Origin of the sequence: Micromonospora sp. S-DT3-3-22, from assembly GCF_015354745.1 — a bacterium.
Lineage (GTDB): Bacteria > Actinomycetota > Actinomycetes > Mycobacteriales > Micromonosporaceae > Micromonospora > Micromonospora wenchangensis.
Map to the genome: position 1 here is coordinate 1 of NZ_JACGMO010000032.1, position 25332 is coordinate 25332.

General features: G+C 72.7%; 17 protein-coding genes. 10 read left to right on the plus strand and 7 right to left on the minus strand.

Going from position 1 to position 25332, the window contains the following annotated elements; all coding sequences use genetic code 11:
* Both H1A17_RS12100 and H1A17_RS12105 read left to right on the plus strand, forming a co-directional pair.
* A partial coding sequence (locus H1A17_RS12100) for a hypothetical protein (protein WP_194821899.1) occupies window positions 1–1324 on the plus strand: 1324 nt, incomplete at its 5' end.
* Window positions 1325–1451: 127 nt separating this feature from the next.
* Window positions 1452–3215: a DUF1996 domain-containing protein gene (locus H1A17_RS12105; RefSeq protein ID WP_194821900.1), complete on the plus strand. Its 1764-nt coding sequence runs from the start codon at window positions 1452–1454 to the stop codon at window positions 3213–3215.
* Between the two features lie 102 nt (window positions 3216–3317).
* Here H1A17_RS12105 and H1A17_RS12110 read toward each other — a convergent pair whose 3' ends face one another.
* From H1A17_RS12110 to H1A17_RS12120, 3 genes are all read right to left on the minus strand, one after another.
* On the minus strand, window positions 3318–4865 hold the full coding sequence (locus H1A17_RS12110) for a cellulase family glycosylhydrolase (protein ID WP_145919297.1): 1548 nt from the start codon (window positions 4863–4865) through the stop codon (window positions 3318–3320).
* 127 nt (window positions 4866–4992) lie between these two features.
* On the minus strand, window positions 4993–5835 hold the full coding sequence (locus H1A17_RS12115) for a LacI family DNA-binding transcriptional regulator (protein ID WP_145919298.1): 843 nt from the start codon (window positions 5833–5835) through the stop codon (window positions 4993–4995).
* 18 nt (window positions 5836–5853) lie between these two features.
* Window positions 5854–7110 carry an ROK family protein gene (locus H1A17_RS12120; RefSeq protein ID WP_309236761.1) on the minus strand — a complete coding sequence of 419 codons (1257 nt, stop codon included), beginning with the start codon at window positions 7108–7110 and terminating at the stop codon, window positions 5854–5856.
* 218 nt (window positions 7111–7328) lie between these two features.
* Here H1A17_RS12120 and H1A17_RS12125 point away from each other — a divergent pair, with 218 nt between their 5' ends.
* The 7 genes from H1A17_RS12125 (at window position 7329) to H1A17_RS12155 (ending at window position 21025) form a co-directional block, all read left to right on the plus strand.
* On the plus strand, window positions 7329–8330 hold the full coding sequence (locus H1A17_RS12125; RefSeq protein WP_088646826.1) for a LacI family DNA-binding transcriptional regulator: 1002 nt from the start codon (window positions 7329–7331) through the stop codon (window positions 8328–8330).
* 306 nt (window positions 8331–8636) lie between these two features.
* Window positions 8637–10013 carry an ABC transporter substrate-binding protein gene (locus H1A17_RS12130; RefSeq protein WP_145919300.1) on the plus strand — a complete coding sequence of 459 codons (1377 nt, stop codon included), beginning with the start codon at window positions 8637–8639 and terminating at the stop codon, window positions 10011–10013.
* Between the two features lie 67 nt (window positions 10014–10080).
* Window positions 10081–11040, plus strand: coding sequence for a carbohydrate ABC transporter permease (locus tag H1A17_RS12135; RefSeq protein WP_194821902.1), 960 nt, complete (start codon window positions 10081–10083; stop codon window positions 11038–11040).
* Between the two features lie 3 nt (window positions 11041–11043).
* On the plus strand, window positions 11044–11931 hold the full coding sequence (locus H1A17_RS12140; RefSeq protein WP_145919302.1) for a carbohydrate ABC transporter permease: 888 nt from the start codon (window positions 11044–11046) through the stop codon (window positions 11929–11931).
* Between the two features lie 93 nt (window positions 11932–12024).
* The gene (locus H1A17_RS12145) at window positions 12025–13650 is read left to right on the plus strand and encodes a glycoside hydrolase family 13 protein (RefSeq protein ID WP_145919303.1); all 1626 of its coding nucleotides are present in this window, start codon (window positions 12025–12027) and stop codon (window positions 13648–13650) included.
* Between the two features lie 115 nt (window positions 13651–13765).
* Complete coding sequence (locus tag H1A17_RS12150) at window positions 13766–16639, plus strand: discoidin domain-containing protein (protein ID WP_194821903.1); 2874 nt, start codon at window positions 13766–13768, stop codon at window positions 16637–16639.
* A gap of 99 nt (window positions 16640–16738) precedes the next feature.
* Window positions 16739–21025: a discoidin domain-containing protein gene (locus H1A17_RS12155; RefSeq protein WP_194821904.1), complete on the plus strand. Its 4287-nt coding sequence runs from the start codon at window positions 16739–16741 to the stop codon at window positions 21023–21025.
* Between the two features lie 95 nt (window positions 21026–21120).
* Here H1A17_RS12155 and H1A17_RS12160 read toward each other — a convergent pair whose 3' ends face one another.
* The 4 genes from H1A17_RS12160 to H1A17_RS12175 all read right to left on the minus strand — a co-directional run bounded on the left by H1A17_RS12160 (window position 21121) and on the right by H1A17_RS12175 (window position 24537).
* On the minus strand, window positions 21121–21921 hold the full coding sequence (locus tag H1A17_RS12160) for a hypothetical protein (protein WP_309236762.1): 801 nt from the start codon (window positions 21919–21921) through the stop codon (window positions 21121–21123).
* A 10-nt stretch (window positions 21922–21931) separates the two neighbouring features.
* Window positions 21932–22936, minus strand: a complete 1005-nt coding sequence (locus tag H1A17_RS12165; RefSeq protein ID WP_228543395.1) for a hypothetical protein — start codon at window positions 22934–22936, stop codon at window positions 21932–21934.
* A 162-nt stretch (window positions 22937–23098) separates the two neighbouring features.
* On the minus strand, window positions 23099–24124 hold the full coding sequence (locus H1A17_RS12170) for a zinc-binding dehydrogenase (protein ID WP_145919307.1): 1026 nt from the start codon (window positions 24122–24124) through the stop codon (window positions 23099–23101).
* A complete protein-coding gene (locus tag H1A17_RS12175) occupies window positions 24121–24537 on the minus strand; it encodes an L-rhamnose mutarotase (protein WP_194821906.1) in 417 nt (138 codons plus the stop codon). Before H1A17_RS12175 ends, H1A17_RS12170 begins: the two co-directional genes overlap by 4 nt.
* A 91-nt stretch (window positions 24538–24628) precedes the next feature.
* On the opposite strand from H1A17_RS12175, the gene H1A17_RS12180 reads away from it, so the two are divergent.
* Complete coding sequence (locus tag H1A17_RS12180; RefSeq protein WP_145919309.1) at window positions 24629–25324, plus strand: FadR/GntR family transcriptional regulator; 696 nt, start codon at window positions 24629–24631, stop codon at window positions 25322–25324.
* Window positions 25325–25332: the final 8 nt, after the last annotated feature.

The following is a 25332-nucleotide window of genomic DNA, read 5'->3' on the forward strand; positions in this document are numbered from 1 at the left end:
CCCGCCGCGCGCCGACGTGATCGCCGCCGCCGCCGCGGTCGGCCTGTTCGCGGTGGCCGCCGTCACCGGCGGGGTGCTCTACCTGCTCGGCCACCCGGTGCACGCCAGCGCGGCGCCGCTGTTCGCGCACTGGCTGCCGCACGTCGGCATCGGCACCCCGCCGGCCCTGCTGCTGGCCGCGCTGGTCTGCTGGCACGGGCCGGCGGTGGCCGCCCGGCTGCCCTGGCGACCGCTGCTCGCCCTCGGCTACGCCACCGCCGTGGCCTGGACGCTGTCGCTGGCCCTGGTCGACGGCTGGCACCGTGGCGTCGCCGGCCGGCTGACCACCCGCCACGAGTACCTGCACGAGGTCCCCGGCGTTACCGACGTCCCCGCCATGCTTGCCGGTTTCGCCGGTCGCATCCTCGACGGGCAACCGGACTCCTGGACCACCCACGTCTCCGGCCACCCGCCGGGGGCGCTGCTCGTCTTCGTCGGGCTCGACCGGGTCGGGCTGTCCGGCGGGGGCTGGGCGGGGACGCTGTGCATCCTGGTGGCGGGCCTCGTCGCCGTCGCCGTGCCGCACACCGTACGGCTGCTCGGCACCGAGGCGGCGGCCCGCGCGGTGCTGCCGTTCGTGGTGCTGTTCCCCGGGGCGGTGTGGGCCGGGGTGTCGGCCGACGGGCTGTTCGCCGGGGTGACCGCCACCGGGATCGCCCTGCTGGCCCACGGCGCGACCCGGGGCCGCGCGGTGGGGGCGCTCGCCGGTGGGGCCCTGTTGGCGTTCGGCTGCTACCTGTCGTACGGGCTGGTGCTGATGGCCCCGCTCGCGCTGGCGGTCGTCGTGCTGGCCGGCCGGCACCGGCGCACCGTGGGGTGGGCGGTCGTCGGGGCGCTGCCGGTCGCCGCCGCGTTCACCGCCGCCGGATTCTGGTGGCCCACCGGCTACCACCTGGTCATCGAACGCTACTACCAGGGGGTCGCCGCCGACCGGGCGTACGGCTACTGGGTCTGGGCCGACCTGGCCCTGGTGGTGGTGGCCGCCGGCCCGGTGGCGGCGGTGATCCTGCGGCGGGCGGTGCCGGCCGGCCGGCGGGCCCTCGCGTCGCGGCGGCCGGACGCGGAGCACACCGTCTGGCTGCTGCCGCTCGCCGCCACGGCGGTGATCGTCGCGGCGGACCTGTCCGGCTACAGCAAGGCCGAGGTGGAGCGCATCTGGTTGCCCTTCACCGTCTGGCTGACGGCCGGCGCGGCCCTGATCCCCGTGGCCGACCGGCGCGGCTGGCTCGTGGTGCAGGCGGCGGTGGCGCTCACGGTCAACCATCTGCTCCTGACCGGTTGGTAGCACCGGCGCGACTTCTTACCGAACCATGACGTACCCGGCCGACGGTGACCGTTGCCCACCCGCCGGGCCGTACCCCCGGGGGACAGCACATCACCGGAGCCGGTTTCCGGCTTGGAGGAGATTTCCGATGAACCGCAGACCCGACGGGACCCCGCTGGTCCACACCCGGCCGGCCCGGATCGCCATGGCCGCGCTGGTGCTGGCGGCCACCGGTGCGCTCACCGTCACCTTCGTCTCGGGCGGCGGCAGGGGCACCGCGGACGCCGCTACCAGCCTGGACCAGTTCGTGCCGATCGAGAAGGTGCCGCCGAACGTGCGCAACCCGCAGCCGGCCCCCGGCGGGTCGACCGGCCGGTTCACCGTGGACTGCGGCACGAACGGCAACGGCAAGTTCAGCCCGGACAACCCGGTGGCCCAGCCCGGCATCCGCAACGGCGCCGAACACGTCCACGACTTCGTCGGCAACCTGGCGATCACCGCCAACTCCTCCGACGCCGACCTGGACGCCTCCGGCACCACCTGCCGCAACGGCGACAAGTCGTCCTACTTCTGGCCGGTGGTGCGCATCGACAGGAGCGTCCGCAGCGACAACCAGGTGCGGCAGGCCCTCGCCCAGACCCAGCCGACGGTTGTCTGCCCCTCGGTCGGCAAGCGGCTGCGGGCCGTCCCCACCGGGGCCCGCAGCACCGTCGACCGGCTGCTTGCTGAGCTGGACCGCCAGCAGGCCGCCGCGAACCAGCGGATGACCGCCAGCCGGGGCCGCATCGACGCGGCCGTCAACCGGGAGGTCATCGACGCGTTGCGGGCCCGCCGCGCCGCGACGATCAGGCAGATCAGCATCTCGGTCACCGCCGCCGGCGGCAACCAGCCCGGCCTGGTCTCGCTGGTCGAGTGTGACGTCAGCTACGACGACATGCACGCCCGGATGCCCGGCGGTGCCCATCGCGCCAGCGTCAGGGCGGCCCAGGCGGCCAACCCGCGCATCCAGTGCCCCACGGTGCGGGACAAGCTGCCCGGTGTGCCCGCCGGGGCGCTCGCCGAGGTGAACCGCAACCTCGACGAACTCGACCGGCAGCTCTCCGAGGCCAACGAACGCCTCGTCACCAGCCGGGGTCAGGGCGGCCCGGCCTTCGTCGACAACGCCATCCTCGGCCCGCTGCGCGCCAAGCGGATCGCCGTGCTCGACCGGATCGCCATCGCGATCGGCCGGCAGGCCGCCCGCCCGCAGGGCCTCGACGCGTTCGCCACCTGCACCCTGGACCAGGCCCCGGCCCAGGCCGGCACCCCCACCGCCGCCGCACCCACCACCGCCGCCGCGCTGCCCGACCCGCAGGGGCCCGACCTGGAACTGCCCGGCAACACCGGTGGCATCGTCCGCCCGGCGCAGGTGCTGATCGAGTACCGCGGCAACCCCGTCAGCCGGGTGGTGCCGATGCCGAAGTTCCTCCGGGCGCTCACCGGTGACGCCAAGCCCACCAGCCGTGGCCCGGCCAACGCCCGCGCCACCTGGACCTGCTCGGGCTTCGCCGACCGGCTGGCCGACAAGTACCCGATCTGCCCCGCCGGCAGCCAGGTGCAGCGGGTGCACGACTTCCCCGGCTGCTGGGACGGCCGCAACGTCGACAGCGACAACCACCGCAACCACGTCGCGTTCGCCGACCGGGCCACCGGCGCCTGCCCGCAGGGCTTCCGGGCGATCCCGCAGCTGCGCATCACCGTCGGCTACGACATCCCCCGGGACGTGCAGCTCAAGGGCCAGTACGCGCTCGACTCGTTCCCGGAGGAGAACCACAACCCGTTCTCCGACCACAACGACTTCGTCAACGTCAACTCCGCCCAGACCATGCAGCGCATCGCCACCTGCATCAACAAGGGCAGGAACTGCTCCTGACCCCGGGGGCACCGGACGCGCGACACCACCGCCACGCCGAGGGCGGTGGTGTCGCGCCGACCCGTGGCCGACCCGGCCGGCCGGAACCGGTCGGGTGGTCGGTTACGGGGTGACGGTGAGCAGGTGGGCCCGGTAGCCCTCGCCGTAGCTCTTGGTCGGGGTGCCGCTGTAGTCCTCGATGAGCACGTTGCCGCCGCTGCAACCCCACGGGTTCCAGGTCCACGCGGTGTAGCCGAGCCGGTTACGGTCCAGCCAGGTCATCAACCGGTCGATGTAGTCGTGGGCGCAGGTGTCCTGGCCGATCTCCCCGGCGTGCACCGGCACCTGAGCGGCCACCGGCGCGATCTGGGTGTCCCAGCAGGCCTCGGTGACGCAGGCGTTGAAGTTGTACGAGTGCCAGGAGGCGACGATGTTGTTGCGCGGGTCGGTCGGCTTGTAGGCCAGCCACTGGGTCAGGTCGTTGGTCCAGGTCAGGCCGGGGACCAGCAGCACGTTGGTGGCGCCGGTGGCGCGGACGGCGTCGACCAGGCTCTGCATGCCCGCCACCGGGTACTCGATGCCGGTGCAGGTGCCGCCGTCACGTAGGCAGCGCCACGCGGCCGTCATGTCCGACCAGTTGTTGGCGGCGTCCGGGTACGGCTCGTTGAACAGGTCGAACAGCACCGCGTCGTTGCCCTTGAACGCGGTGGCGACCCCGGTCCAGAACTGGGGCGTGTACTGCCTGCTCGGCATCGGCTTCTGGCAGGTGGCGTTCACGTCGGAGCAGGCCGAGATGTTGCCGGTGTACTGGCCGTGGGTCCAGTGCAGGTCGAGGATCGGGTTGATCCCGTTGGCGACGAGCAGGTTCACGTACGCCTTGACCGCCTGCTGGTAGGTGGCCCCGCTGGGCGACCCGGACAGGCCCAGCCAGCAGTCCTCATTGAGCGGGATGCGCACCGCGCGGATGTTCCAGGCCTTCATCGCGTCGACGGAGGCCTGGTCGACCGGCCCGCTGTCCCACATGCCCTTGCCCTGGACACAGGCGAACTCGCCGCTGGCCCGGTTGACGCCGAGCAGGCGGTAGGTCGCCCCGGCCGCCGTGACCAGCCGGTTGCCCGAGACCCGCAGGCTCGGCGCGGCCCCGCTCGGCGGCGGGGTGGTCGTCGGCGGTGGGGTGGTCGGCGGGGGCGTGGTGGGCGGTGGGGTGGTCGGCGGCGGCGTCGTCGTGGGCGGGGGAGTGGGTGTCGTCGGGCTGACCACGCCGGTGCAGGTCGTCCCGTTGAGCGCGAACGACGTGGGTACGGGGTTGACGCCGCTCCACGCGCCGTTGAAGCCGATCGTGGTGGACGCGCCGGTGTTCAGCGCGCTGTTCCAGCTCAGGCTGGCCGCCGACACCCGGCTGCCGGACTGCGACCAGGTGGCGCTCCAGCCCTGGGTGACCCGCTGGCCGGCGTTCGGGAAGTCGAACGTCAGCGTCCAGTTGGCCAGCGCCGAGCCGAGGTTGGTGATGGCGACGTTGCCGCTGAACCCGCCGGTCCACTGGCTCTGCACGGTGTAGGTGACCGCACAGCCCGAGGCGGCGGCCGAGGCGGGCAGGGTGGCCGCGGTCAGGCTGGCGGCCACCAGCGTGCCGGCGGCTGTCGCCGCCAGCAGGGCATGACGACGTGTCATGAAGCTCTCCTAGGCATAGAGGGGAGCGTCGATGGGAGCGCGCCTGCGAGCTTTCTTTATTCGCCTTACTAAGTCAAGCGTATCGATGCCGTTTCGACGGGTCGCCAGGTGGGACCGCATTACCGCGCTACCGGGGTGGGCCGGTCGTGCCCCGGGCGACCACCGTCTCGGTCGCGCACCAGCGCTGCGGCACCGACTCGCCGGTGACCAGCCGCAGCACCGACTCGCCGACCGACTCGCCGAACGAGTGCACGTCGAGGCTCATCGTGGTCAGCGCGGGCGAGGCCAGCCGGCAGAGGCTGGAGTCGTCCCAGGCGATCAGGCTGACATCGCGGGGGACCCGGTGACCCAGCTCGGTGACCGCGTGCAGGCCCGCCACCGCCATCAGGTCGTTGTCGTAGATGATCGCGGTGGGTGGTTCGGGCCCGTCCAGCAGCCCGGTGGTCAACCGCGCCCCCGACTCCGCCGAGTAGTCACCCTCCACCACCACGGCGTCGACGGCCGACTCCGCCGCCGCCGTCAGCATCGCGGCCGTCCGGATCCGGGTGTGCAGCAGCGCGTCGGGCCCGCTGACCCGGGCCACCCGGCGGTGCCCCAGGGCGACCAGGTGCGCCAGGGCGGCCCGCATCGATCCGGCGTCGTCCCGGCGTACCGCCGGGTTGTCGTCGGTGGGCTCACCCGCGACCACCACGGGCAGCCGCAGTTCCCGCAGCACCGCCGGCCGGGCGTCGTCCACCGACGGGTTCACCAGCACGATCGCGTCGACCAGCCGCTGCCGCGCCCACCGCCGGTACGCGGCGATCTCGGCGTCGTGGTGCGCGACGACGTGCAGCAGCACCGACCGGCCGTGCGCGGCGAGCCGCTCCTCGATGCCCGCGATGAACTCCATGAAGAACGGCTCGGTGCCGAGCAGGCGGGGTGGCCGGGCGAGCACCAGCCCCACCGCGCTCGTGCGCCACGTGTCGTCCATCGCGTACCCCCGGGTCACTCAGCCTGCCGATTCGGTGAGCCGGGCCCGCTGCCCGGCCACCTGCTCGGCCGGGCGTGGACCGTGAGCCAGCGGGACCAGTTCGGATTCCAGGACCAGGGCGGCGGCGCCGATGGCCGAGGCCGTCGCGGCGGAACGGGAGAGCCGGACATCGACGGTGTGCGTGCCCCGGGCGAAGGAGGCGCGCAGTTCGTGCCGGACGATCGGCAGGTACACCGACCCGGCGGTGGCCAGGCTCGGCCCGGTCAGCACGAGCACCTCCAGGTCCATCAGGTTGGCCAGCGTCCGGGCGGCCACCCCGAGGTGCCGGGCCGACCGCTCCAGCAGCGCCAGCGCGTACGGCTCACCCCGGCGGGCGGCCCGGCTGATCGCGGCGAAGTCGGCGACCACCGAGGGCCGTCGGACGCCGGGCGTGAAACCCACCGCCCGTGCCGTCGCCGGCTCCGAACGCGCGGCGGCGACCACCGCCGCCGGCCCGGCCAGCGCCTCCACGCAGCCCCGGGCCCCGCACCAGCACCGGGGTCCGTCGGCCGATACGCACACGTGTCCCAACTCGCCGACGTTGCCGCTCGGCCCCCGGTAGGTGACGCCGTTGATGACCAGCCCGGCGCCGATGCCGGTGCCCATGTAGAGGGCGGCGGCCGAGGTCGCCGTGCCGAACCCGCCGGTCCAGTGTTCGCCCAGCGCCGCCGCGGTCGCGTCGTTGTCCAGCGCCACCGGCAGGGTGGTCACCTGTTCCAGCGCCGCGCCCAGCGGGAACCCGTTCCACTGCCGCATGGCGGGGGCGAGCCCCACTTCCGGCGGGCCGCCCATGCCCCGGGTGGCGTTGATCGGGCCGGGGAACACCAGTCCGACGCCGAGGATGCGGTCCCGCTCCACCCCGACCCCGTCGATCAGCGCGGCGATCTCGGTGGCGATCCGGGCGACCACGACCGCCGGTTCCTGCGCGCCGGCACCCGGGCGGGAGATCCGGGCCACCACGGTGCCGCCCAGGTTGGTCAGGGCGTAGGTGATGACGCCGTGGTCCAGGTGCACGCCGACGGCGTACCGGGAGGCGTGGTTGAGCTGGAGCAGGACCCGGCGTTTGCCGCCTGTCGACTTCGCGTGCCCGGTCTCGACGACCAGATCCTCGTTGATCAGCTTACGGACCAGGGTGGAGATGGTCGGCGCGGTGAAACCGGTGGCCCGGATCAGCCCGACCCGGCTGATCGTCCCGGCTGCCCGGATCGCGTCGAGGACGACCGACTTGCTGCTCACCTGGGGTTTGCTCGCTGCTGGTCCGCTCACTGCTTCTCTGCCAGGGGCTGTTAGGTCGGCGGACCAGAGTATACAAGTATCCCGATGGCGCAGGGTCGTGGCCGAGGGGCGGACCGCCGGCCCGCTGACGCGCCCCGGCACCGTGGCGGTCCGGGTCGGACTGATTCTCGCCGGCTGTCTGTTCAGTTTTTGCAAGAATCCGACGTAGTATTGCCGCCGTGACGAAGCGTCTGACGGAGGTGGCCCGCAAGGCGGGGGTCAGCGAGGCGACCGTGAGCCGGGTGCTCAACGGTCGCGGGGGAGTGTCCGAGGCGACCCGGGCGGCGGTGCTGACCGCCCTCGACGTGCTCGGCTACGAACGCCCGACGAAGCTGCGCGGCGAACGGGCCCGGCTGGTCGGCCTGGTGCTGCCGGAGTTGCAGAACCCGATCTTCCCGGCGCTGGCCGAGGTGGTCACCGGCTCCCTCGCCCAGCGGGGGTTCACCCCGGCGCTGTGCGCCCGCACCATCGGCGGCGTGCCGGAGTCCGGCTACGTGGAGATGCTGCTCGACCACCAGGTCAGCGGGGTCATCTTCGCGGGCGGCTCGTACGCGCTGGCCGACGCCTCGCACGAGCACTACCGGCGGTTGACCGACCGGGGCCTGCCGGTGGTGCTGGTCAACGCGGGCGTCGAGGAACTCGGCTTCCCCCGGGTGTCCACCGACGACGCGGTCGCCGTCGAGCAGGCGTACGGGCACCTGCGCTCGCTCGGTCACCAGACGATCGGCATGGTGCTCGGTCCGGCCGACCACATCCCGTCGCGGCGCAAGCTGGACGCGATGGTCCGTACCGCCGGCTGGGACGCCGACCGGCACCTGGTGGAGCGGTCCAGCTTCTCGATGGAGGGTGCCCGGGTCGCGGCGACCAGGCTGATCGAGCGCGGCGTGACCGGCGTCATCTGTGCCAGCGACGTGCTGGCGCTGGGCACCGTCCGGGCCGCCCGCCGGCTCGGTCGCGCGGTGCCGGCCGACGTGTCGGTGGTCGGCTTCGACGACTCGGCGTTCATGACCTGCACCGATCCGCCGCTGACCACGGTGCGCCAACCGATCGAGACGATGGGGCAGGCCGCGGTCGATCTGCTGGTCACCCAGATCGAGGGGGCCGGCGTGCTGCACGACGAGCTGCTCTTCGAACCCGAGCTGGTGGTACGCGGCTCCACCGCACCCGTTCCCCGCGACTGACCCGCCACGACCGAACCGCGACGCCTCCCGGCCGTCGACCGCACCTGCGGTCGGCGGCCGTTCTGCTGCCCGGGGTCGGCTTCGTTGCGATCAACCACTCCCAAGTCGATTTCTTTCGTGATGCGGTCGAAACCTTGCTGTAAAGAGTCCACGTCGCTACATTGACTCCACTCAACCCGACCCCGGGCACCGAGTCCCGGGGCAGGGCGTGGGCGGCTGCCACCCCACCACCCCCGTCACCGGCAGCCACCCGGTCACCGCAGATCAGTGCAGGTCATGGATAACCGTTCCCGAAGGGATGGACAGATGTCCGTACCGCAGTACCGGAAGGTCGCGGCCCTGACGCTCGCGGCCGGCCTCGGGCTCAGCCTGGCGGCGTGCTCCACCAAGAGCGACGACTCCGGCGCGGCCGGCGGCAAGGTCACCATCACGGTCGACTGCCAGCCGGTCGGCGCACAGAAGGAACTGCTGAAGAACTGGAACGACGACGTCGCCGCGTTCCAGCAGCAGAACCCGGACATCGTCGTCAAGAGCGTCAGCGTCGGCGAGCAGTGCAACAACCCGCCGGACTTCACCGCCCGCCTCGCCGGCGGCACCGTCACCGACGTCTTCTACGGCTACATGACCGACCTGGCGCAGGTACTGGACTCCGGTCAGGCCATGGACATCACCGGGTACGCCACCAAGGACACCATCCCCACCTGGGACAGCGTCGACCCGGCGCTCAAGGAGGTCTTCACCGACGGCGGCAAGCTCTACGGCGTACCGGTGAAGAACTACTCGATGGGCCTGATCTACAACAAGGCGCTCTTCCAACGCGCCGGCCTCGACCCGGCCACCCCGCCGAAGACGTGGCCCGAGGTGCGTGCCGCGGCGAAGAAGATCTCCGCGCTCGGTGGCGGCGTCGCCGGCTACTCCGAGTACAGCGCCGGCAACACCGGTGGCTGGCACTTCACCTCGCTGCTCTACTCGCAGGGCGGCCAGGTGCTCAGCGCCGACGGCAAGAAGGCCGACGTCAACACCCCGGCGGGCAGGCAGGTCCTGCAGAACCTCAAGGACATGCGCCACGGCGACGACAGCATGGGCAGCCGCCAGCTCCTGCAGTGGGGCGACCTGCTGACCAACGCCGGCGCCGGCAAGGTCGGCATGTTCATCGGTGCGCCCGACGCCACCCAGGCGATCGTCACGCAGTTCCAGGGCAGGTACCAGGACTGGGCGATGGGCCCGCTGCCCGGCCAGGACGGGAAGGCGTTGGCGACGCTCGGCGGCGGCGAGGGCTACTTCTTCAAGAAGGGCCTGTCGCCCGAGCAGGTCAAGGCCGGTCTGAAGTGGATCGCCTTCCAGAAGCTCACCCCGGGCAAGGGCCAGTTCGACTACGTCCGGGCCAAGCCGCAGAACTACCCGGTCGGCCTGCCCCAGCCGCTGCTGTTCGCCGCCGGCAGCGACGCGCAGAAGCAGGAACTGGACCTGCGCAAGGCCAACGCCAACGTGGACACCGCCAACTTCGCGGTCTTCGAGGCCAACCCGGTGCCGATCAAGGGCGAGCCGCGCAACGCCCAGGCCATCTACGCGGTGCTCGACGCCGCGATGTCCGGGGTGCTGACGAACCCGAACGCCAACATCGACGCCCTGCTCACCACGGCCGAGAGCAAGATCAACCAACTGTTGGCCGCCGACAGCTGACCCGCCCGCGTGGGGGCCGGCCACCCGGCCCCCACGCCACCGCGACCCACTACCGCAGGGAGTTGCCTTGGCGCTCACCACCGCCCCGGGAGCCACCCGCCGCCCCGGCCGCCCCACGCCGTCGCCGCAGCCCACCGCCGCGCGCCGGGCCGGACGCGGCCGGCGGGTACGGGACAACCTGACCGGGCACACGTTCCTCGTCGGCGCGCTCGTCTGCTTCGCCGTCTTCTCCTGGTACCCGATGGTGCGCGGCGTGGTGATGAGCTTCCAGCGCACCCGGCGCGGCGAGACCACCTGGGTCGGCTGGGACAACTACGCCCGGATCATCGCCGATCCGAGCTTCTGGACGGCCTGGAAGAACACCTTCGTCTTCACCGGCCTGGCCCTGGTGCTCGGCTACGCCGTCCCGTTCCTCGTGGCGATCCTGCTCAACGAGCTGCGCCACGCCACCGGCTACCTGCGGGTGCTGGTCTACCTGCCGGTGATGCTGCCCCCGGCGTCCGCGCTGTTCCTGTTCAAGTTCTACGCCTACGACCCGAGCGGGGCGGGGCTGTTCAACGCGGTCCTCACCGCGCTCGGCCTGCCCACCTCCGAGTGGATGCAGTCGCCCACGATGACCATGCCGGCCATGGTGCTCGCGTCGACCTGGATGAACATGGGCGGCGCGGTGCTGATCTACCTGGCCGCGTTGCAGAACGTCCCCGGCGAGCTGTACGAGGCCGCCGAACTCGACGGCGCCGGACTGTGGCGGCGCATCGTCCACGTGACCGTCCCGCAGACCCGGCTGATCCTCGCCCTGCTGGCCATGCTCCAGATCGTCGCCACCATGCAGCTGTTCATCGAGCCGCTGATCCTCGCCAACGGCGCCGGCACCCAGGACTCGGCGACCTCGGTGGCGTACCTCATCTACCAGCACGGCTTCTTCCAGAACGACCTCAACGGCGCCGCCGCGCTCGGCGTGATCATGCTGGTGGTGCTGGCCGGGTTCTCCGCCGTCTACCTGCGACTGACCGCGAGACAGGACTAGGACATGGCCGCCGACCCCACCACCCGGACCCTCATCGCCCCGGCACAACTGCGACGCGGACGCGGCCGGGTCCTCTACTGGACCGTGCTGACCGTCGTCGTGGTCGTGTTCACGCTGGTCTTCCTCGGCCCGCTCTACTGGATGGTCACCGGCGCGCTCAAGAGCGGCCAGGAGATCGCCCAGACCCCGCCGTCGCTGTTCCCCCGCGACCCGCAACCGGGCAACTACGTCGACGCCTGGACCAACCTGGACCTGGCCAAGCTGCTGTTCAACACCTTCTACTACGCCACCGGCGCGGTGCTGTTCCAGCTCGTGTTCGACACCGCCGCCGCGTACGCGCTGTCGAAGCTGCGCCCGGTGCTGGGTGGGCTGATCCTCGCCATGATGCTGGCGACGCTGATGATCCCGGCGATGGTGCTCATCGTCCCGCAGTACGTGACCGTGATCGACCTGCCGGTCGTGCACCTCAACCTGCTCGACTCCCCGTTCGCGATCTGGCTGCCGCTGGTCGCCAACGCGTTCAACATCTTCCTGCTCAAACGGTTCTTCGACTCCATCCCGGACGACCTGATGGCCGCCGCCGTGGTCGACGGCGCGTCACCGCTGCGTACCCTCTGGTCGATCGTCCTGCCGATGTCCCGCCCGATCCTCGGCGTGGTGGCGATCTTCGCGGTGACGGCGGTCTGGAAGGACTTCCTCTGGCCCAAGCTGGTCATGCCGTCACCGGAGACCCGCACGGTCAGCGTCGGCATCTACGCCTTCGCCGGCGGCACCCCGATGAACGTGGTGATCGCCGCCTCGGTCATCGCCGCCATCCCCACCGTCGTGCTGTTCCTGATCTTCCAACGGAACATCATGTCCGGCCTGACCACCGGCGGCCTCAAGGGCTGACCGGGCGATCCCGCCCGCCGTCCGCAGCCCGCCGCTCGCAACCCACAGCCCGCAGCAGCAGAACCGACCCGCAGAAAGCAGGTGACCGTGCCCATGGCCGACAGCAGCCCGTGGTGGCGCTCCGCGGTGATCTACCAGGTCTATCCGCGCAGCTTCGCCGACGGCGACGGCGACGGGATCGGCGACGTCGCCGGCATCCGCTCCCGCCTGGACCACCTCGCCGCCCTCGGGGTCGACGCGATCTGGTTCAGCCCCTGGTATCCGTCGCCGATGGCCGACGCCGGCTACGACGTCGCCGACCACCGCGACATCGACCCGGTCTTCGGCACCCTCGCCGAGGTCGAGGCGCTGATCACCGAGGCGCACGCACTCGGCGTCCGGACCATCGTCGACGTGGTGCCCAACCACTGCTCGGAGGCGCACCCCTGGTTCCGGGCCGCGCTCACCGGCGGCCCGGACGCCCCCGAACGGGAACTGTTCTGGTTCCGTCCCGGCCGGGGACCCGACGGCGACCTGCCCCCCACCGACTGGACGGGCGAGTTCGGCGGCCCCACCTGGACCCGCACCACCGACCCGGACGGCACCCCCGGCGACTGGTACCTGCACCTGTTCGCCCCGCAGCAACCCGACTTCAACTGGGACCACCCCCGGGTCCGCGCCGAGTTCGAGGGCATCCTGCGCTTCTGGTTCGACCGGGGCGTGGACGGCATCCGGATCGACTCCGCCGGCCTGCTGGTCAAGGACGGCACGCTGCCGGAGGTCCACCCGGACCGGCCGCACCCGTTCCACGACCGGGACGGCGTGCACGACATCTACCGCGCCTGGCGGCGCATCGCCGACTCCTACCCGGGCGGGCGGGCGCTGGTCGGCGAGGTGTGGCTGCCCGACCGGCAGCGGTTCGCCAACTACCTGCGCCCGGACGAACTGCACACCGCGTTCAACTTCGACTTCCTCGGCTGCGCCTGGGACGCCGCCGCGCTGCGCGAGAGCATCGACGGCACCCTCGGCGCGCACGCCCCGGTCGACGCCCCGGCCACCTGGGTGCTGTCCAACCACGACGTCACCCGGCACGTCACCCGCTACGGCCGGGCCGACACCACGTTCAGCTTCGCCGCCAAGCGCGAGGGCATCCCCACCGACCTGGAACTCGGCACCCGCCGGGCCCGGGCCGCCGCGCTGCTCAGCCTCGCCCTGCCCGGTGCCGCCTACGTCTACCAGGGCGAGGAGCTGGGACTGTGGGAGGTCGAGGACATCCCGTACGCGCTGCGGCAGGACCCGATGTGGGAACGCTCCGGGCGGGTCGACCCGGGCCGCGACGGCTGTCGGGTGCCGCTGCCCTGGCAGGGCGACACCCCGCCGTTCGGGTTCAGCCCCGACGGGGCCGCCGCCGCGCCCTGGCTGCCGCAGCCGGCCGACTGGAAGGACCGCACCGTCCGTGCCCAGACCGGCGACCCGCACTCGATGCTGGAGCTGTACCGGGCGGCGCTGGCGCTGCGCCGGGCCGAACCCGCCCTCGGCGACGGCACGCTGACCTGGCTGCCCGCGCCGGCGCGGGTGCTCGCGTTCGCCCGGGAACCCGGGTTCGCCTGCCTGGTCAACCTCGGTGCCGAGGCGGTGGCGCTGCCCGGGTACGACCGGATGCTGCTGGCCAGCGGGCCGCTCGACGACGACCGGCTGCCCCCGGACACCGCGGTCTGGCTGCGGACCCGGCCGGCCTGAACCGCACCACCCGGCGGCCCGTCCCGGCCGCCGGAACACCTGGGGAGGAAGGGGAGGAGACAGCAGCACCGCCGCACGGGGGACCTGGCCACCGACGAAAGGGAGCACACCCCGCATGGCCGAGCACCCGCACCACCGACGCCCGACCGGGCTCGCGGCCCTGGCCGCCGCCGTACTCGCCGCCTCGACACTGACCGTCGTGGCGTTGACCTCCACCGCCACCCCGGCGCACGCCGCCGGCCTGTCCCCGTTCGACATCGCCGGCCGGGGCGCGACCGTGCCGTTCCGGGAGCAGGAGGCGGAACAGGCCGTCCACACCGGCACCAGGATCGGCCCCGACCGGCGCTACGGCACGCTGCCGTCCGAGGCGTCCGGCCGGGAGGCGGTCACCCTCGACGCGGTCGGCGAGTACGTCGAGTTCACCCTCACCGCCCCGGCGAACGCGGTCACCTTCCGCTACAGCCTGCCCGACAACGCCGCCGGCACCGGTCGGGACGCCAGCATCGACCTGCGCGCCAACGGCACCCTGGTCAAGGCCGTCCCGGTCACCTCCCGGTACGGCTGGTACTACGGCGGCTACCCGTTCAACAACAACCCGGGCGACACCAACCCGCACCACTTCTACGACGAGACCCGGACGATGTTCGGCACCACGTACCCGGCCGGCACGAAGATCCGCCTCCAGGTCTCCTCGACCGCCCAGTCGCCCACGTTCACCCTCGACCTGGCCGACTTCGAGCTGGTCGGGTCGCCGATCGCCAAGCCCTCAGGCGTGCTGGACGTGGTGACCGACTTCGGCGCGGACCCGACCGGCGGCACCGACTCGACGGCTAAGTTCCAGGCCGCGGCGGACGCCGGCAGGGCGCAGGGGAAAGCGGTGTGGATTCCGGCCGGCACGTTCACGCTCTGGGACCACGTGGTGGTCGACGGCGTCACGCTGCGCGGGGCCGGGCCGTGGTACTCGGTGCTCGGCGGCCGGCACCCCACCGACCGTAAGCGCGCCGCCGGCATCTACGGAAAGTACGTGCCCGGCGGCGGCTACTCCGGGGAGATCCGCGCGCACGAGGCCGGCGGACCCAGCCGCAACGTCACGCTGCGGGACTTCGCCATCATCGGTGACATCCGGGAGCGGGTCGACGAGGACCAGGTCAACGCCATCGGCGGCGCGATGACGAACTCGGTGGTGGACAACCTGTGGTTGCAGCACACCAAGGTCGGCGCGTGGATGGACGGCCCGATGGACAACTTCACCATCCGCAACAGCCGCATCCTCGATCAGACCGCCGACGGGGTGAACTTCCACTGGGGCGTCACCAACTCCACGGTGACCAACACGTTCGTCCGCAACACCGGTGACGACGCGCTGGCCATGTGGGCGCAGAGCGTGCCGAACGTCGGCAACTCCTTCACCCGCAACACCATCGGCGTGACGATCCTGGCCAACCATCTGGTCACCTACGGCGGACGCGACATCACCATCGCCGACAACGTGACCGCCGACTCGGTCACCAACGGTGGCGGCATCCACGTCGCGAACCGCTATCCCGGAGTCACCGGGTCCACTGCGGTGGCCGGCACCATCACGGTCGCCCGTAACACGCTGATCCGCAACGGCAACTCCGACTACAACTGGAACTTCGGGGTGGGCGCGATCTGGTTCTCCGCGCTCAACGAGCCGATCCAGGGCGCGGCCATCAACGTCACCGACACCGACATCCTGGACAGCTCCTACGCGGCGCTGCACTGGATCGAGGGGCAGACCAGCGGCATCGCGTTCAGCAACGTCCGGATCGACGGCGCGGGCACGTACGCGCTCCAGGTGCAGGCCCCCAGCCAGGTCAGCTTCACAGGCGTCCGGGCCACCAACATCGCCCAGACCAACCCGATGCACAACTGCGTCGGCAGCGGCTTCCAGATCACCCAGGGCACCGGCAACTCCGGCTGGTACACGCCCACCCCGTACTGCGGGCCGTGGCCGCAGCCGCAGTGGGGCAACGGCCCGTCCAGCCCGCCGCCGACCAGCGTCCCGCCGACCACCGCACCCCCGACCACGGCCCCGCCGACCACCCCGCCCCCGACCACCCCGCCGGCCGGCGGGAACCTGGCCCTGGGCCGGCCGGCGACCGCCACCAGCGTCAACCAGGTGTACGCGGCCGGCAACGCGGTCGACGGCAACCCGGGCAGCTACTGGGAGAGCGCCAACAACGCCTTCCCGCAGTCGCTGACCGTCGACCTCGGCGCGTCGCGCACCGTCGACCGGGTGGTGCTCAAGCTCCCCGCCGGCTGGGAACGCCGCACGCAGACGCTGTCCGTGCTCGGCTCCACCGACGGCTCCTCCTACGGCACGCTCGCCGCGTCGGCGGGTCGCGTGTTCGACCCGGCGGCCGGCAACAGCGTGTCGATCGCGCTGCCGTCGGGCACCCGCCGGTACGTCCGGGTCACCGTCACCGGCAACACCGGCTGGCCGGCCGCCCAGCTCGCCGAGCTGGAGGTGTACGGCGGTGGCACCACCACCCCGCCGCCCACCACCACCCCGCCGTCGACCCCGCCCCCGACCACCGCGCCACCGACCGGCAACCTGGCCGCCGGCCGCCCGGTCGCCGAGACCAGCCACGCCGACGTCTACGGCGTCGGCAACACCGTCGACGGCAACCCGGCCACCTACTGGGAGAGCACCAACAACGCCTTCCCCCAGTCGGTGACCGTCGACCTGGGCAGCGCCCGCACGGTCGGCCGGGTGGTGCTCAGGCTGCCGGCGTCGGCGGCGTGGCAGACCCGTACCCAGACGGTGGCCGTGCTCGGCTCCACCGACGGCTCGTCGTTCACCACCCTCAAGGCGGCGGCCGGCTACCCGTTCGACCCGGCGTCCGGCAACAGCGTGTCGATCGCGCTGCCCTCCGGTGACCGCCGCTTCGTTCGGCTGACGTTCACCGGCAACACCGGCTGGCCCGCCGGTCAGCTCTCCGAGTTCGAGGTCTACGCCTCCTGACCCGGCGCGGCGGGGACCCGCCCGGGTCCCCGCCGCGCACCACACCCCCACCCCGTCAACGCCTCTCCACCTCCCCCGGGAAGAAGGTGTCCGTCCACCATGTCCAGATTCCGTACCAGAATCGTCGCGGTGCTCGCCGCGGTCGGCCTGGCCGTCACCGCGGCCCCCGCCCCACCGGCCCTGGCCGCCGGCGGCCCGAACCTCGCCGCCGGCCGCACCGCCACCGCCAGCAGCGTCAACGGCCCCTACGTCACCGCCAACCTCACCGACGGCAACCCGGGCAGCTACTGGGAGAGCAGCGGCGCGCTGCCCCAGTGGGCCCAGGTCGACCTCGGCACCAGCCGCGCCGTCGACCAGGTGGTGCTCAGGCTCCCCGCCGCCTGGGAGGCCCGCACCCAGACGCTGTCCGTGCAGGCCAGCGCCGACGGCAGCGGCTTCACCACGGTCGTCGCGTCCGCCGCCCGCTCGTTCAGCCCGGCCGCCGGTAACGCGGTGACCCTCGGCTTCAGCGCCACCAACGCCCGCTACCTGCGCGTCGTCGTCACCGCCAACACCGGCTGGACCGCCGCCCAGCTCGCCGAGCTGGAGGTCTACGGCACCGCCAGCTCCTCGACCAACCTGGCGCTCGGCGCGACGATGACCGAGAGCGGCCACTCCGACGTGTACGGGGCCGGCAACGCCAACGACGGCAACGCGGGCACCTACTGGGAGAGCCCGAACACCGCGTTCCCGCAGTGGATCCAGGCCGACCTGGGCGCCGCCACCAGCGTCAACCGGCTGGTGCTGCGGCTGCCCACCGGCTGGGGCGCGCGCAACCAGACGCTGACCGTGCAGGGCAGCACCAACGGGTCCACGTTCGGCACGCTCGTCGCGTCCGCGTCGTACGCGTTCGACCCGGCCGGCGGCAACACGGTCACCGTCACCGTGCCCACCGCGTCCACCCGCTACCTGCGGCTGCTGTTCACCGCGAACAGCGCCTGGCCCGCCGGGCAGCTCGCCGAACTGGAGGTCTACGGCGCGGCGACCGGCGACACCCAGGCGCCCAGCGCCCCCGGCAGCCTGGCGTTCACCGAGCCGGCCACCGACCAGGTCCGGCTGACCTGGACCGCGTCCACCGACAACGTCGGCGTCACCGGCTACGACATCTACGCGGGCGGCGTGCTGCGCACCAGCGTCGGCGGCACCACGCTGACCTACACCGACACCCAGCCGGCCGGGTCCACCGTGTCGTACTACGTCCGGGCCCGCGACGCCGCCGGCAACGTGTCCGCGAACAGCAACACGGTGACCCGCACCGGCAGCACGGGTGACACCACCGCGCCGACCGCGCCCGGCAACCTCGCCTGGACCCAGCCGGCGAGCGGGCAGATCCGGTTGACCTGGACCGCGTCCACCGACAACGTCGGCGTCACCGGCTACGAGGTGTGGGCCAACGGGTCGCTGCGCACCACCGTCGGCGGCTCCACACTGACCTACACCGACAGCCAGCCGGACAGCGCCACCGTCTCCTACCGGGTGCGGGCCCGCGACGCCGCCGGCAACGTGTCCGCCAACAGCAACACGGTGACCCGGACCGGCAGCACCGGCGGCGGCACCAACCTGGCGGTCGGCAAGCCGGCCACCGCGTCGTCGGTGGTGCACGTGTTCAACGCGGCCAACGCGGTCGACAACGACGTCACCACCTACTGGGAGGGCGCGCCGGGCGCGTACCCGGGCACGCTCACCGTGGCGCTGGGCGCGAACGCCGGCATCAGCGCGGTCGTGGTGAAGCTCAACCCGGACCCGGCGTGGGGCGCGCGTACCCAGACGTTCCAGGTGCTCGGGCGGGAGCAGTCCGCGTCCGGGTTCACCAGCCTGGTCGGCTCCGCGACGTACCCGTTCAACCCGAACACCGGCAACACCGTGACCGTCCCCGTCTCGGCGACCGCCGCGGACGTCCGGTTGCAGTTCACCGCGAACTCCGGCTCGTCCAACGGCCAGGTCGCGGAGTTCCAGGTCATCGGCGTGCCGGCGGCCAACCCGGACCTCACCGTCACCGCCCTGACCGCCGGGCCCACCGCGCCCGTCGAAACCGACGCGATCACGCTGTCCGCCACCGTGCGTAACGCCGGCAGCGCGGCGTCCGCCGCCACCGACGTCAACCTCTACCTGGGTACGACGAAGGTCGGCACCGCCGCCGTCGGCGCGCTCGCGGCCGGCGCGTCGAGCACCGTCTCGGCGAGCATCGGCGCGCGTAACGCCGGCAGCTACCAGCTCACCGCGAAGGTCGACGAGTCGAACACCGTGATCGAGCAGAACGAGGCGAACAACTCCTACACCAACCCGACCGCGTTGACGGTCAGCCCGGTGGCCAGCTCCGACCTGGTGGCCTCGGCGGTGACCTGGTCACCCGGCACGCCGGCCGCCGGCGCCACGGTCACCTTCGCGGTGACGCTGCGCAACCAGGGCACGATCGCCTCGGCGAGCGGCGCGCACGGCATCACGCTCACCGTGCTCAACGACTCCGGTTCCGTGGTCCGCACGCTGACCGGCGCGTACTCCGGCACGATCGCCGCCGGGGCCACCGCCGGCCCGGTGTCGCTCGGCACCTGGACCGCCGCCAACGGCCGCTACACGGTGCGGGTGGTACTCGCCGACGATGCCAACGAGCTGCCGGTGAAGCGGCAGAACAATTCGAGCGACCGGCCGCTGTTCGTCGGTCGCGGCGCGAACCTGGGCTACGACGCGTACGAGGCCGAGGACGGCTCGGTCGGCGGCGGCGCGCAGGTGATCGGCCCGAACCGGACCATCGGCGACCTGGCCGGCGAGGCGTCCGGCCGGCGGGCGGTCACCCTCAACACCACCGGCGCGTACGTCGAGTGGACCACCAAGTCGGCCGCGAACGCGCTGGTCACCCGCTTCTCCATCCCGGACGCGCCGGGCGGCGGCGGAATCGACGCGACGCTCAACGTCTACGTCAACGGGGTGCTGCACAAGCCGATCAGCCTCACCTCGAAGCACATCTGGCTCTACGGTGCCGAGGCCGCCCCCAGCGACTCGCCGAGCGCGGGCGCACCCCGGCACCTCTACGACGAGGCGAACGTGCTGCTCAACTCCACCGTCGCGGCGGGCAGCCGGATCCGGCTGCAGAAGGACCCGGCGAACGCCACCACCTACGCGATCGACTTCGTCGACACCGAGCTGGTGTCACCCCGCGCCAACCCGGACCCGACCCGCTACAAGGCGCCGACCGGGTTCAGCCACGCCGACGTGCAGAACGCGCTGGACGCGGTCCGGATGGACACCACCGGCACCCTGGTCGGCGTCTACCTGCCCGCCGGCAGCTACGAGACCGCCCAGAAGTTCCAGGTGTACGGCAAACCGGTGAAGGTGGTCGGCGCGGGCATGTGGTACACCCGCTTCCAGACGCCGACGAACCAGCAGAACACCGACGCCGGTTTCCGGGTCGAGTCCTCGGCCAGCGGGTCGACCTTCGCCCACCTGGCGTTCTTCGGCAACTACACCAACCGGATCGACGGTCCGGGCAAGGTGTGGGGCGAGCTGAAGGACGTGGACAACCTGACGCTGGACAGCGTCTGGGTCGAGCACACCGTCTGCGCGTACTGGGGGGTCAGCGTGGACGGGCTGACCATCCGGGACAGCCGCTTCCGTAACACCTTCGCCGACGGGGTGAACATGACCAACGGCAGCACCAACGCGCTGGTCACCAACACGGAGGGCCGGTCCAACGGCGACGACGCGTTCGCGCTGTTCTCCGCCACCGACTCCGGCGGCTCCGGCGGCAACCACGGCAACGTGTTCGAGAACCTGACCGCCACGTTGACCTGGCGGGCCGCCGGCATCGCCGTGTACGGCGGCTACGACAACACCTTCCGCAACCTCTACCTCGCCGACCAGCTGACCTACTCGGGCATCACCATCAGCTCGCTGGACTTCGGCTACCCGTTCGTCGGGTTCGGCGCCAGTCCACCCACCCGGTTCGAGAACATCTCGCTGATCCGCTCCGGCGGGCACTTCTGGGGCGCACAGACGTTCCCCGCGATGTGGTTGTTCTCCGCGTCCAAGGAGTTCCGGGGCATCCGGGTCAGCGCCGTCGACATCGTCGACCCGACGTACTCGGGGATCATGTTCCAGACCAAGTACACCGGCGGCCAGCCGGAGAACCCGATCACCGACACGGTGCTCACCGACGTGTCGATCTCCGGGGCGCGGCGCAGTGGTGACGCGTTCGACGCGAAGTCCGGCTTCGGCATCTGGGTCAACGAGATGCCCGAGGCGGGGCAGGGCCCGGCGGTCGGCTCGGCGACGTTCACCAACCTGCGGCTGAGCGACAACCACCAGGACGTCCGCAACACGACAAGCACCTTCACCATCGTCCGCAACTGAACCACCGATCAGCCGACGCCGCGGCGGCGGACTGACCGGGCCGGGCGGCCTCCCCGGAGGTCCGCCCGGCCCGGGTGGGTCTTCCGCGCCGCGGGTCAGCCGTCGGCGGACGGTCCCGTCGCGCGCCACCCGGCCACCGTCGCGTCGTCGGTGGCGACCCCGTGCCGGGCCTCGGCCTCCCGGACCCGCCGGATGATCCCGGCGGGTCCGGCGGTGTCCAGCAGGCGCAGCAGGCCCGCCCAGTCGGTGAGGCCGAAGGTGTCCACGAGCCGGCTCGCCCCGTTGCTCAGCAGCGCCGCCGCCGTCACCTCACCCGCCGGGCAGTCGCCGGTGACCGCCTCGTCGACCACCCGTGGGTCGTCCTTGGCCACCCAGAACCCGCCCGGGGCGTTCCGGTGCCCCCGCAGTTCGGCCAGCAACCGCCGGTGCTCCCCGCTGCCCTCGGCGACGCCCACCAGCCGCCGCTCGAAGGACCGGGCGATCACCACCTCGCGCGGGTCGTGGGCGACGAGCGGCCCGCCGGCCACCCGGCCGACGACCGCCACCGCGTCCCCGAGGACCAGGTGCTCGACCAGCCCGCCGGAGCACCGCAGCACCGCCACGGCCGCGTGCGGGCTGCTCGGGTGGGTGACGTCGCAGCTGCCCCGGTGCGCGTCGGTGACCTGCGTGATCGCTCCGGCCAGCACCTCCCGCAGGCTCCCGCCCGTCGACAGCCCGCCCAGCAGCGCGCCGCCGAGCCGGCGGGCGTACCAGGCCACGCCGTGCCGGCAGAACTCCCCGGCCCCCGGGATGCCGCCCGCGCCGTCGACCAGCACCAGGCCGGCCGGCACCGCCCCGACGAAATCCTCGTTGGCCCGCCCGGGGTGTCCCGCGTCGGTCGCCAGCACCACCCGCACCCGCTGATCATCACACGGTCGGTCCGGCCGGCACGGTCCCGTACGACGCCCGCCGGGTGTACAGCCGGCGGGCGAGCCAGCCGGCGACGAGCGCTGCGAGGACCATGTCGTAGCGGCCGACCAGGGCGACCAGTAGGTCGAGGAGCATGAGGAACACGAGCAGGCCGACCACCACCCGGACCCCGTCGGCACCGTACGGGCCGGTCACCGCGAGCCGCCGGACCAGGAACAGTCCGGCGGCGACGGGCAGCAGCGCCAGCGCCACCCCGACGGGCCAGGGCACGGCGGTCTGCGCGACCGTGTAGGTCAGGAACCAGTGCGCGCACGCGCAGCCGGCCACGAGCAGCACCAGCCCCCGCCGCGGTCGGGTCGGGTCCCCGGCGGGTCGGGCGGCGTCCGGCGGTCGGCGGCGGCCCACCAGGAAGGCGGTCGCCACGACTGCGGCGAGCAGCGCCCCGGAGGCCACGAGGACGCCGGCCGGCGGACGCCGGTCGAACTCGCCGTAGACCACCGGGGTCACCGCGAGCACCAGACCCGCGACGACGAGCCCCGGCCGGCCGACCCACCGACGGTGCCGCGCCCGGGGAACGAACCACTCGACGACGAGGACGGACGCGCCGACGCTGACCGCCGTGTGGAACACCGTGAGGTGGGCCGCGAGCAGCAGGTTGGTGTGCCACACGACGCTGTAGCCGCCGACGCCGGAGTCCGCCCAGAACCGGGGGTCGAACCAGTACCGGTCGACGAGCGCCTCCTCCCACACGGCGTAGCCGACGCCGAGCAGGACCAGGCCGGTGAACCCCAGGCCGGACCGGTGGGCGAGTTCGCGGCAGACCAGCGCCCCGCAGCCGTACAGGGCGACCATGTAGGCGAGGTGCCAGGGCAGCAGCAGGTCCCCCGGTGGGCTGGACCCCGACAGGCCCTCACCGAAGAACGGGGCGACGAGCAGGACGAGCAGCGCCGGGCTGGTGCTGGCCCGCCGGAGTCGTCCGGGTTCGGCCCTGGTGGTCGGCATGGCGTCAATCTCCCAGGGCGGCCCCCGGCGGCGCATCGCCTACGGGTCGGTCCCCGCCCCGGCCAAGGTCGATCCCGCCCCGGCCAAAGTCGACCCCGGTCCGGACCAAAGTCGACCCCGGTCCGGTCGACGGCGGACCGGCCGGGGCCGGCCGCCCGGGGCTCACCCGGTGGCGCCGCAGTCGACGAGGATCTTCACCTCGCCGCCGGCGGCGAGCGCCCGGAACGCCTCGGCCACCTCGGGCAACGGCACGACCCGGGTGATCAGCCGCCCGGCGGGCACCTGTCCGCCGTGCACCAGCCGGACGGCCTCGGTGTAGTCCTCCCGTTCGTACACCCGCACCCCGATCAGCTCCAGTTCCCGCCAGAAGACGCGGTGCAGGTCCACCTCCCGGGGGGTGGGGTGGATCGCCACGACGACCAGCCGGCCGCGTGCGGCGAGCAGGTCGGTCGCGGTGCGGACCCCGGCGGCGGACCCGGACACCTCGAACGCCACGGCCGCCCCGGCCCCGCCGGTCGTCTCGTGCACGTGCCGGGCGACGTCCACCGTCGCCGGGTCGACGGTGCGTAGCCCGAGTTCGGTGGCGAGGGCCCGGCGGCGCGGGTCGAGTTCGAGCACCGTCACCTCGGCCCCGGTGGCCCGGGCGACCGTCCCGATGAGCAGGCCGACCGGCCCGGCGCCGACGACCACCGCGTGTTCCCCGGCGGTCAGCCGGGACCGGCGTACGTCGTGCACGGCGACGGCGGTCGGCTCGATCAGCGCGGCGTGGGTCAGCGGCAGGTCCGCGGGCAGCGGCACCACGATCCGCGCGGGCACCGTCCACGAGCGCTGCATCGCGCCGGGGGAGTCGATGCCGATGAAGGTGAGCCGGTGGCAGATGTGGCTGTTGCCGGCCCGGCAGGCGGGGCAGTCGCCGCACCAGTCCAGCGGCATCACGGTCACCGGGTCGCCCACCCGGTGCCCCTGCACCCCGGGGCCGACCTCGGCGATGCGTCCGGACATCTCGTGGCCGATCACCGCCGGCACCCGGACCCGCTGGTCCATCGCGCCGTGCGCCACGTGCAGGTCGGTGCCGCAGATCCCGGTGTACGCGACGTCGATGCGCACCTGGCCGGGGCCGGGCGGTACGACGGCGGTCCGCTCGACGACGAAGGTGTGGTCGCCGACGTAGTGCGCGCTGTGGTTCACGACTCCTCCTCGGACAGGTGCCAGACCTCCCGCATCGGCGCCCACCAGTGCCCCGAGCCGGCTTCGGCGACCGACTCCTGGCACGGGTCGGTCACCGTCCACCACTCCTGCGTCCGGGGGTCGGCGGCGATGCGCCGCTGGTCGGCGTCGTGGTCCTCGCCGACGTACTCGTAGTAGCCGAAGAGCAGGTCGCCGTGCAGGAAGATGCTGTAGTTGCGGATGTTCGCCGCGCGCAGCGTCCGTTCGACGTCCGGCCAGACGGCGGCGTGCAGGCGGAGATAGGTTTCGCGGTGCTCCGGTCGGAGCCGGATCAGCCAGCCGTAGCGGTGCACGTCACGCCTTTCCGGTGCGGGTGGTGGCCGCCGGCCAACGGCGGTGGGCGGCGGCGCGACGACCGCCGTCAGCGAAAACATCGGATGTCTCTATATTGGTGGGGGTCGCCGTCGGCCGCCCCAGCCGCAGCGGTCGGGACGACGCGCGACGGGCCGGCCGGAGGGGGACGTGATGGCACTGACCGACGACGCGATCGCCAAGATCCGGAGCATGGTCCAGAGCGGCGAGCTGCCGCCGGGTGCCCGGCTGCCCCCCGAGCCGCAGCTCGCCGAGCAGATGGGCCTGTCGCGCAGCGGGGTCCGGGAGGCGGTGAAGGTCCTCGAATCGGCCCGGGTGCTCGACGTACGCCGCGGCGACGGCACGTACGTCACCAGCCTCGCCCCCCGGCTGCTGCTGGAGGGGCTGGGGGTCGCGGTGGAACTGCTGCGCGACGACACCCTGCTGGAGGTCATGGAGGTGCGCCGGCTGCTGGAACCGATGGCCACCGGGCTGGCGGCGCTGCGGATGACCGAGGCCCAGCTCGACGACCTCGGCGGCATCCTGGAGGAGATGCGGGCGGCGGCCGACGACGCCGAGAAGCTGATCCGGTTCGACACGGCGTTCCACCACACCGTCGTCGCCACCACCGGCAACGAGACCCTCACCTCGCTGCTGGACGGGTTGTCCAGCCGTACCCTGCGGGCCCGGGTGTGGCGCGGGCTGATCGAGGGCAACTCGGCGCACACCACCATCGACGAGCACCACGCGATCTACCGCGCGCTGCGCTCGCGGGACCAACTGCTCGCCCAGGCGAGCGCGTTGATGCACGTCAACACCTCCGAGGCGTGGCTGCGCACGGTGCTGGCCGCCAAGGCGGGGGCCGCCTGACCCGGCCG

Excerpts from the sequence above, each read along its gene's own strand:
- H1A17_RS12105 (WP_194821900.1), top strand. The coding sequence starts at position 1,452 with ATGAACCGCAGACCCGACGGGACCCCGCTGGTCCACACCCGGCCGGCC.
- H1A17_RS12110 (WP_145919297.1), bottom strand. The coding sequence starts at position 4,865 with ATGACACGTCGTCATGCCCTGCTGGCGGCGACAGCCGCCGGCACGCTG.
- H1A17_RS12115 (WP_145919298.1), bottom strand. The coding sequence starts at position 5,835 with ATGGACGACACGTGGCGCACGAGCGCGGTGGGGCTGGTGCTCGCCCGG.
- H1A17_RS12130 (WP_145919300.1), top strand. The coding sequence starts at position 8,637 with ATGTCCGTACCGCAGTACCGGAAGGTCGCGGCCCTGACGCTCGCGGCC.
- H1A17_RS12140 (WP_145919302.1), top strand. The coding sequence starts at position 11,044 with ATGGCCGCCGACCCCACCACCCGGACCCTCATCGCCCCGGCACAACTG.
- H1A17_RS12145 (WP_145919303.1), top strand. The coding sequence starts at position 12,025 with ATGGCCGACAGCAGCCCGTGGTGGCGCTCCGCGGTGATCTACCAGGTC.
- H1A17_RS12150 (WP_194821903.1), top strand. The coding sequence starts at position 13,766 with ATGGCCGAGCACCCGCACCACCGACGCCCGACCGGGCTCGCGGCCCTG.
- H1A17_RS12155 (WP_194821904.1), top strand. The coding sequence starts at position 16,739 with ATGTCCAGATTCCGTACCAGAATCGTCGCGGTGCTCGCCGCGGTCGGC.
- H1A17_RS12165 (WP_228543395.1), bottom strand. The coding sequence starts at position 22,936 with ATGCCGACCACCAGGGCCGAACCCGGACGACTCCGGCGGGCCAGCACC.
- H1A17_RS12175 (WP_194821906.1), bottom strand. The coding sequence starts at position 24,537 with ATGTTTTCGCTGACGGCGGTCGTCGCGCCGCCGCCCACCGCCGTTGGC.
- H1A17_RS12180 (WP_145919309.1), top strand. The coding sequence starts at position 24,629 with ATGGCACTGACCGACGACGCGATCGCCAAGATCCGGAGCATGGTCCAG.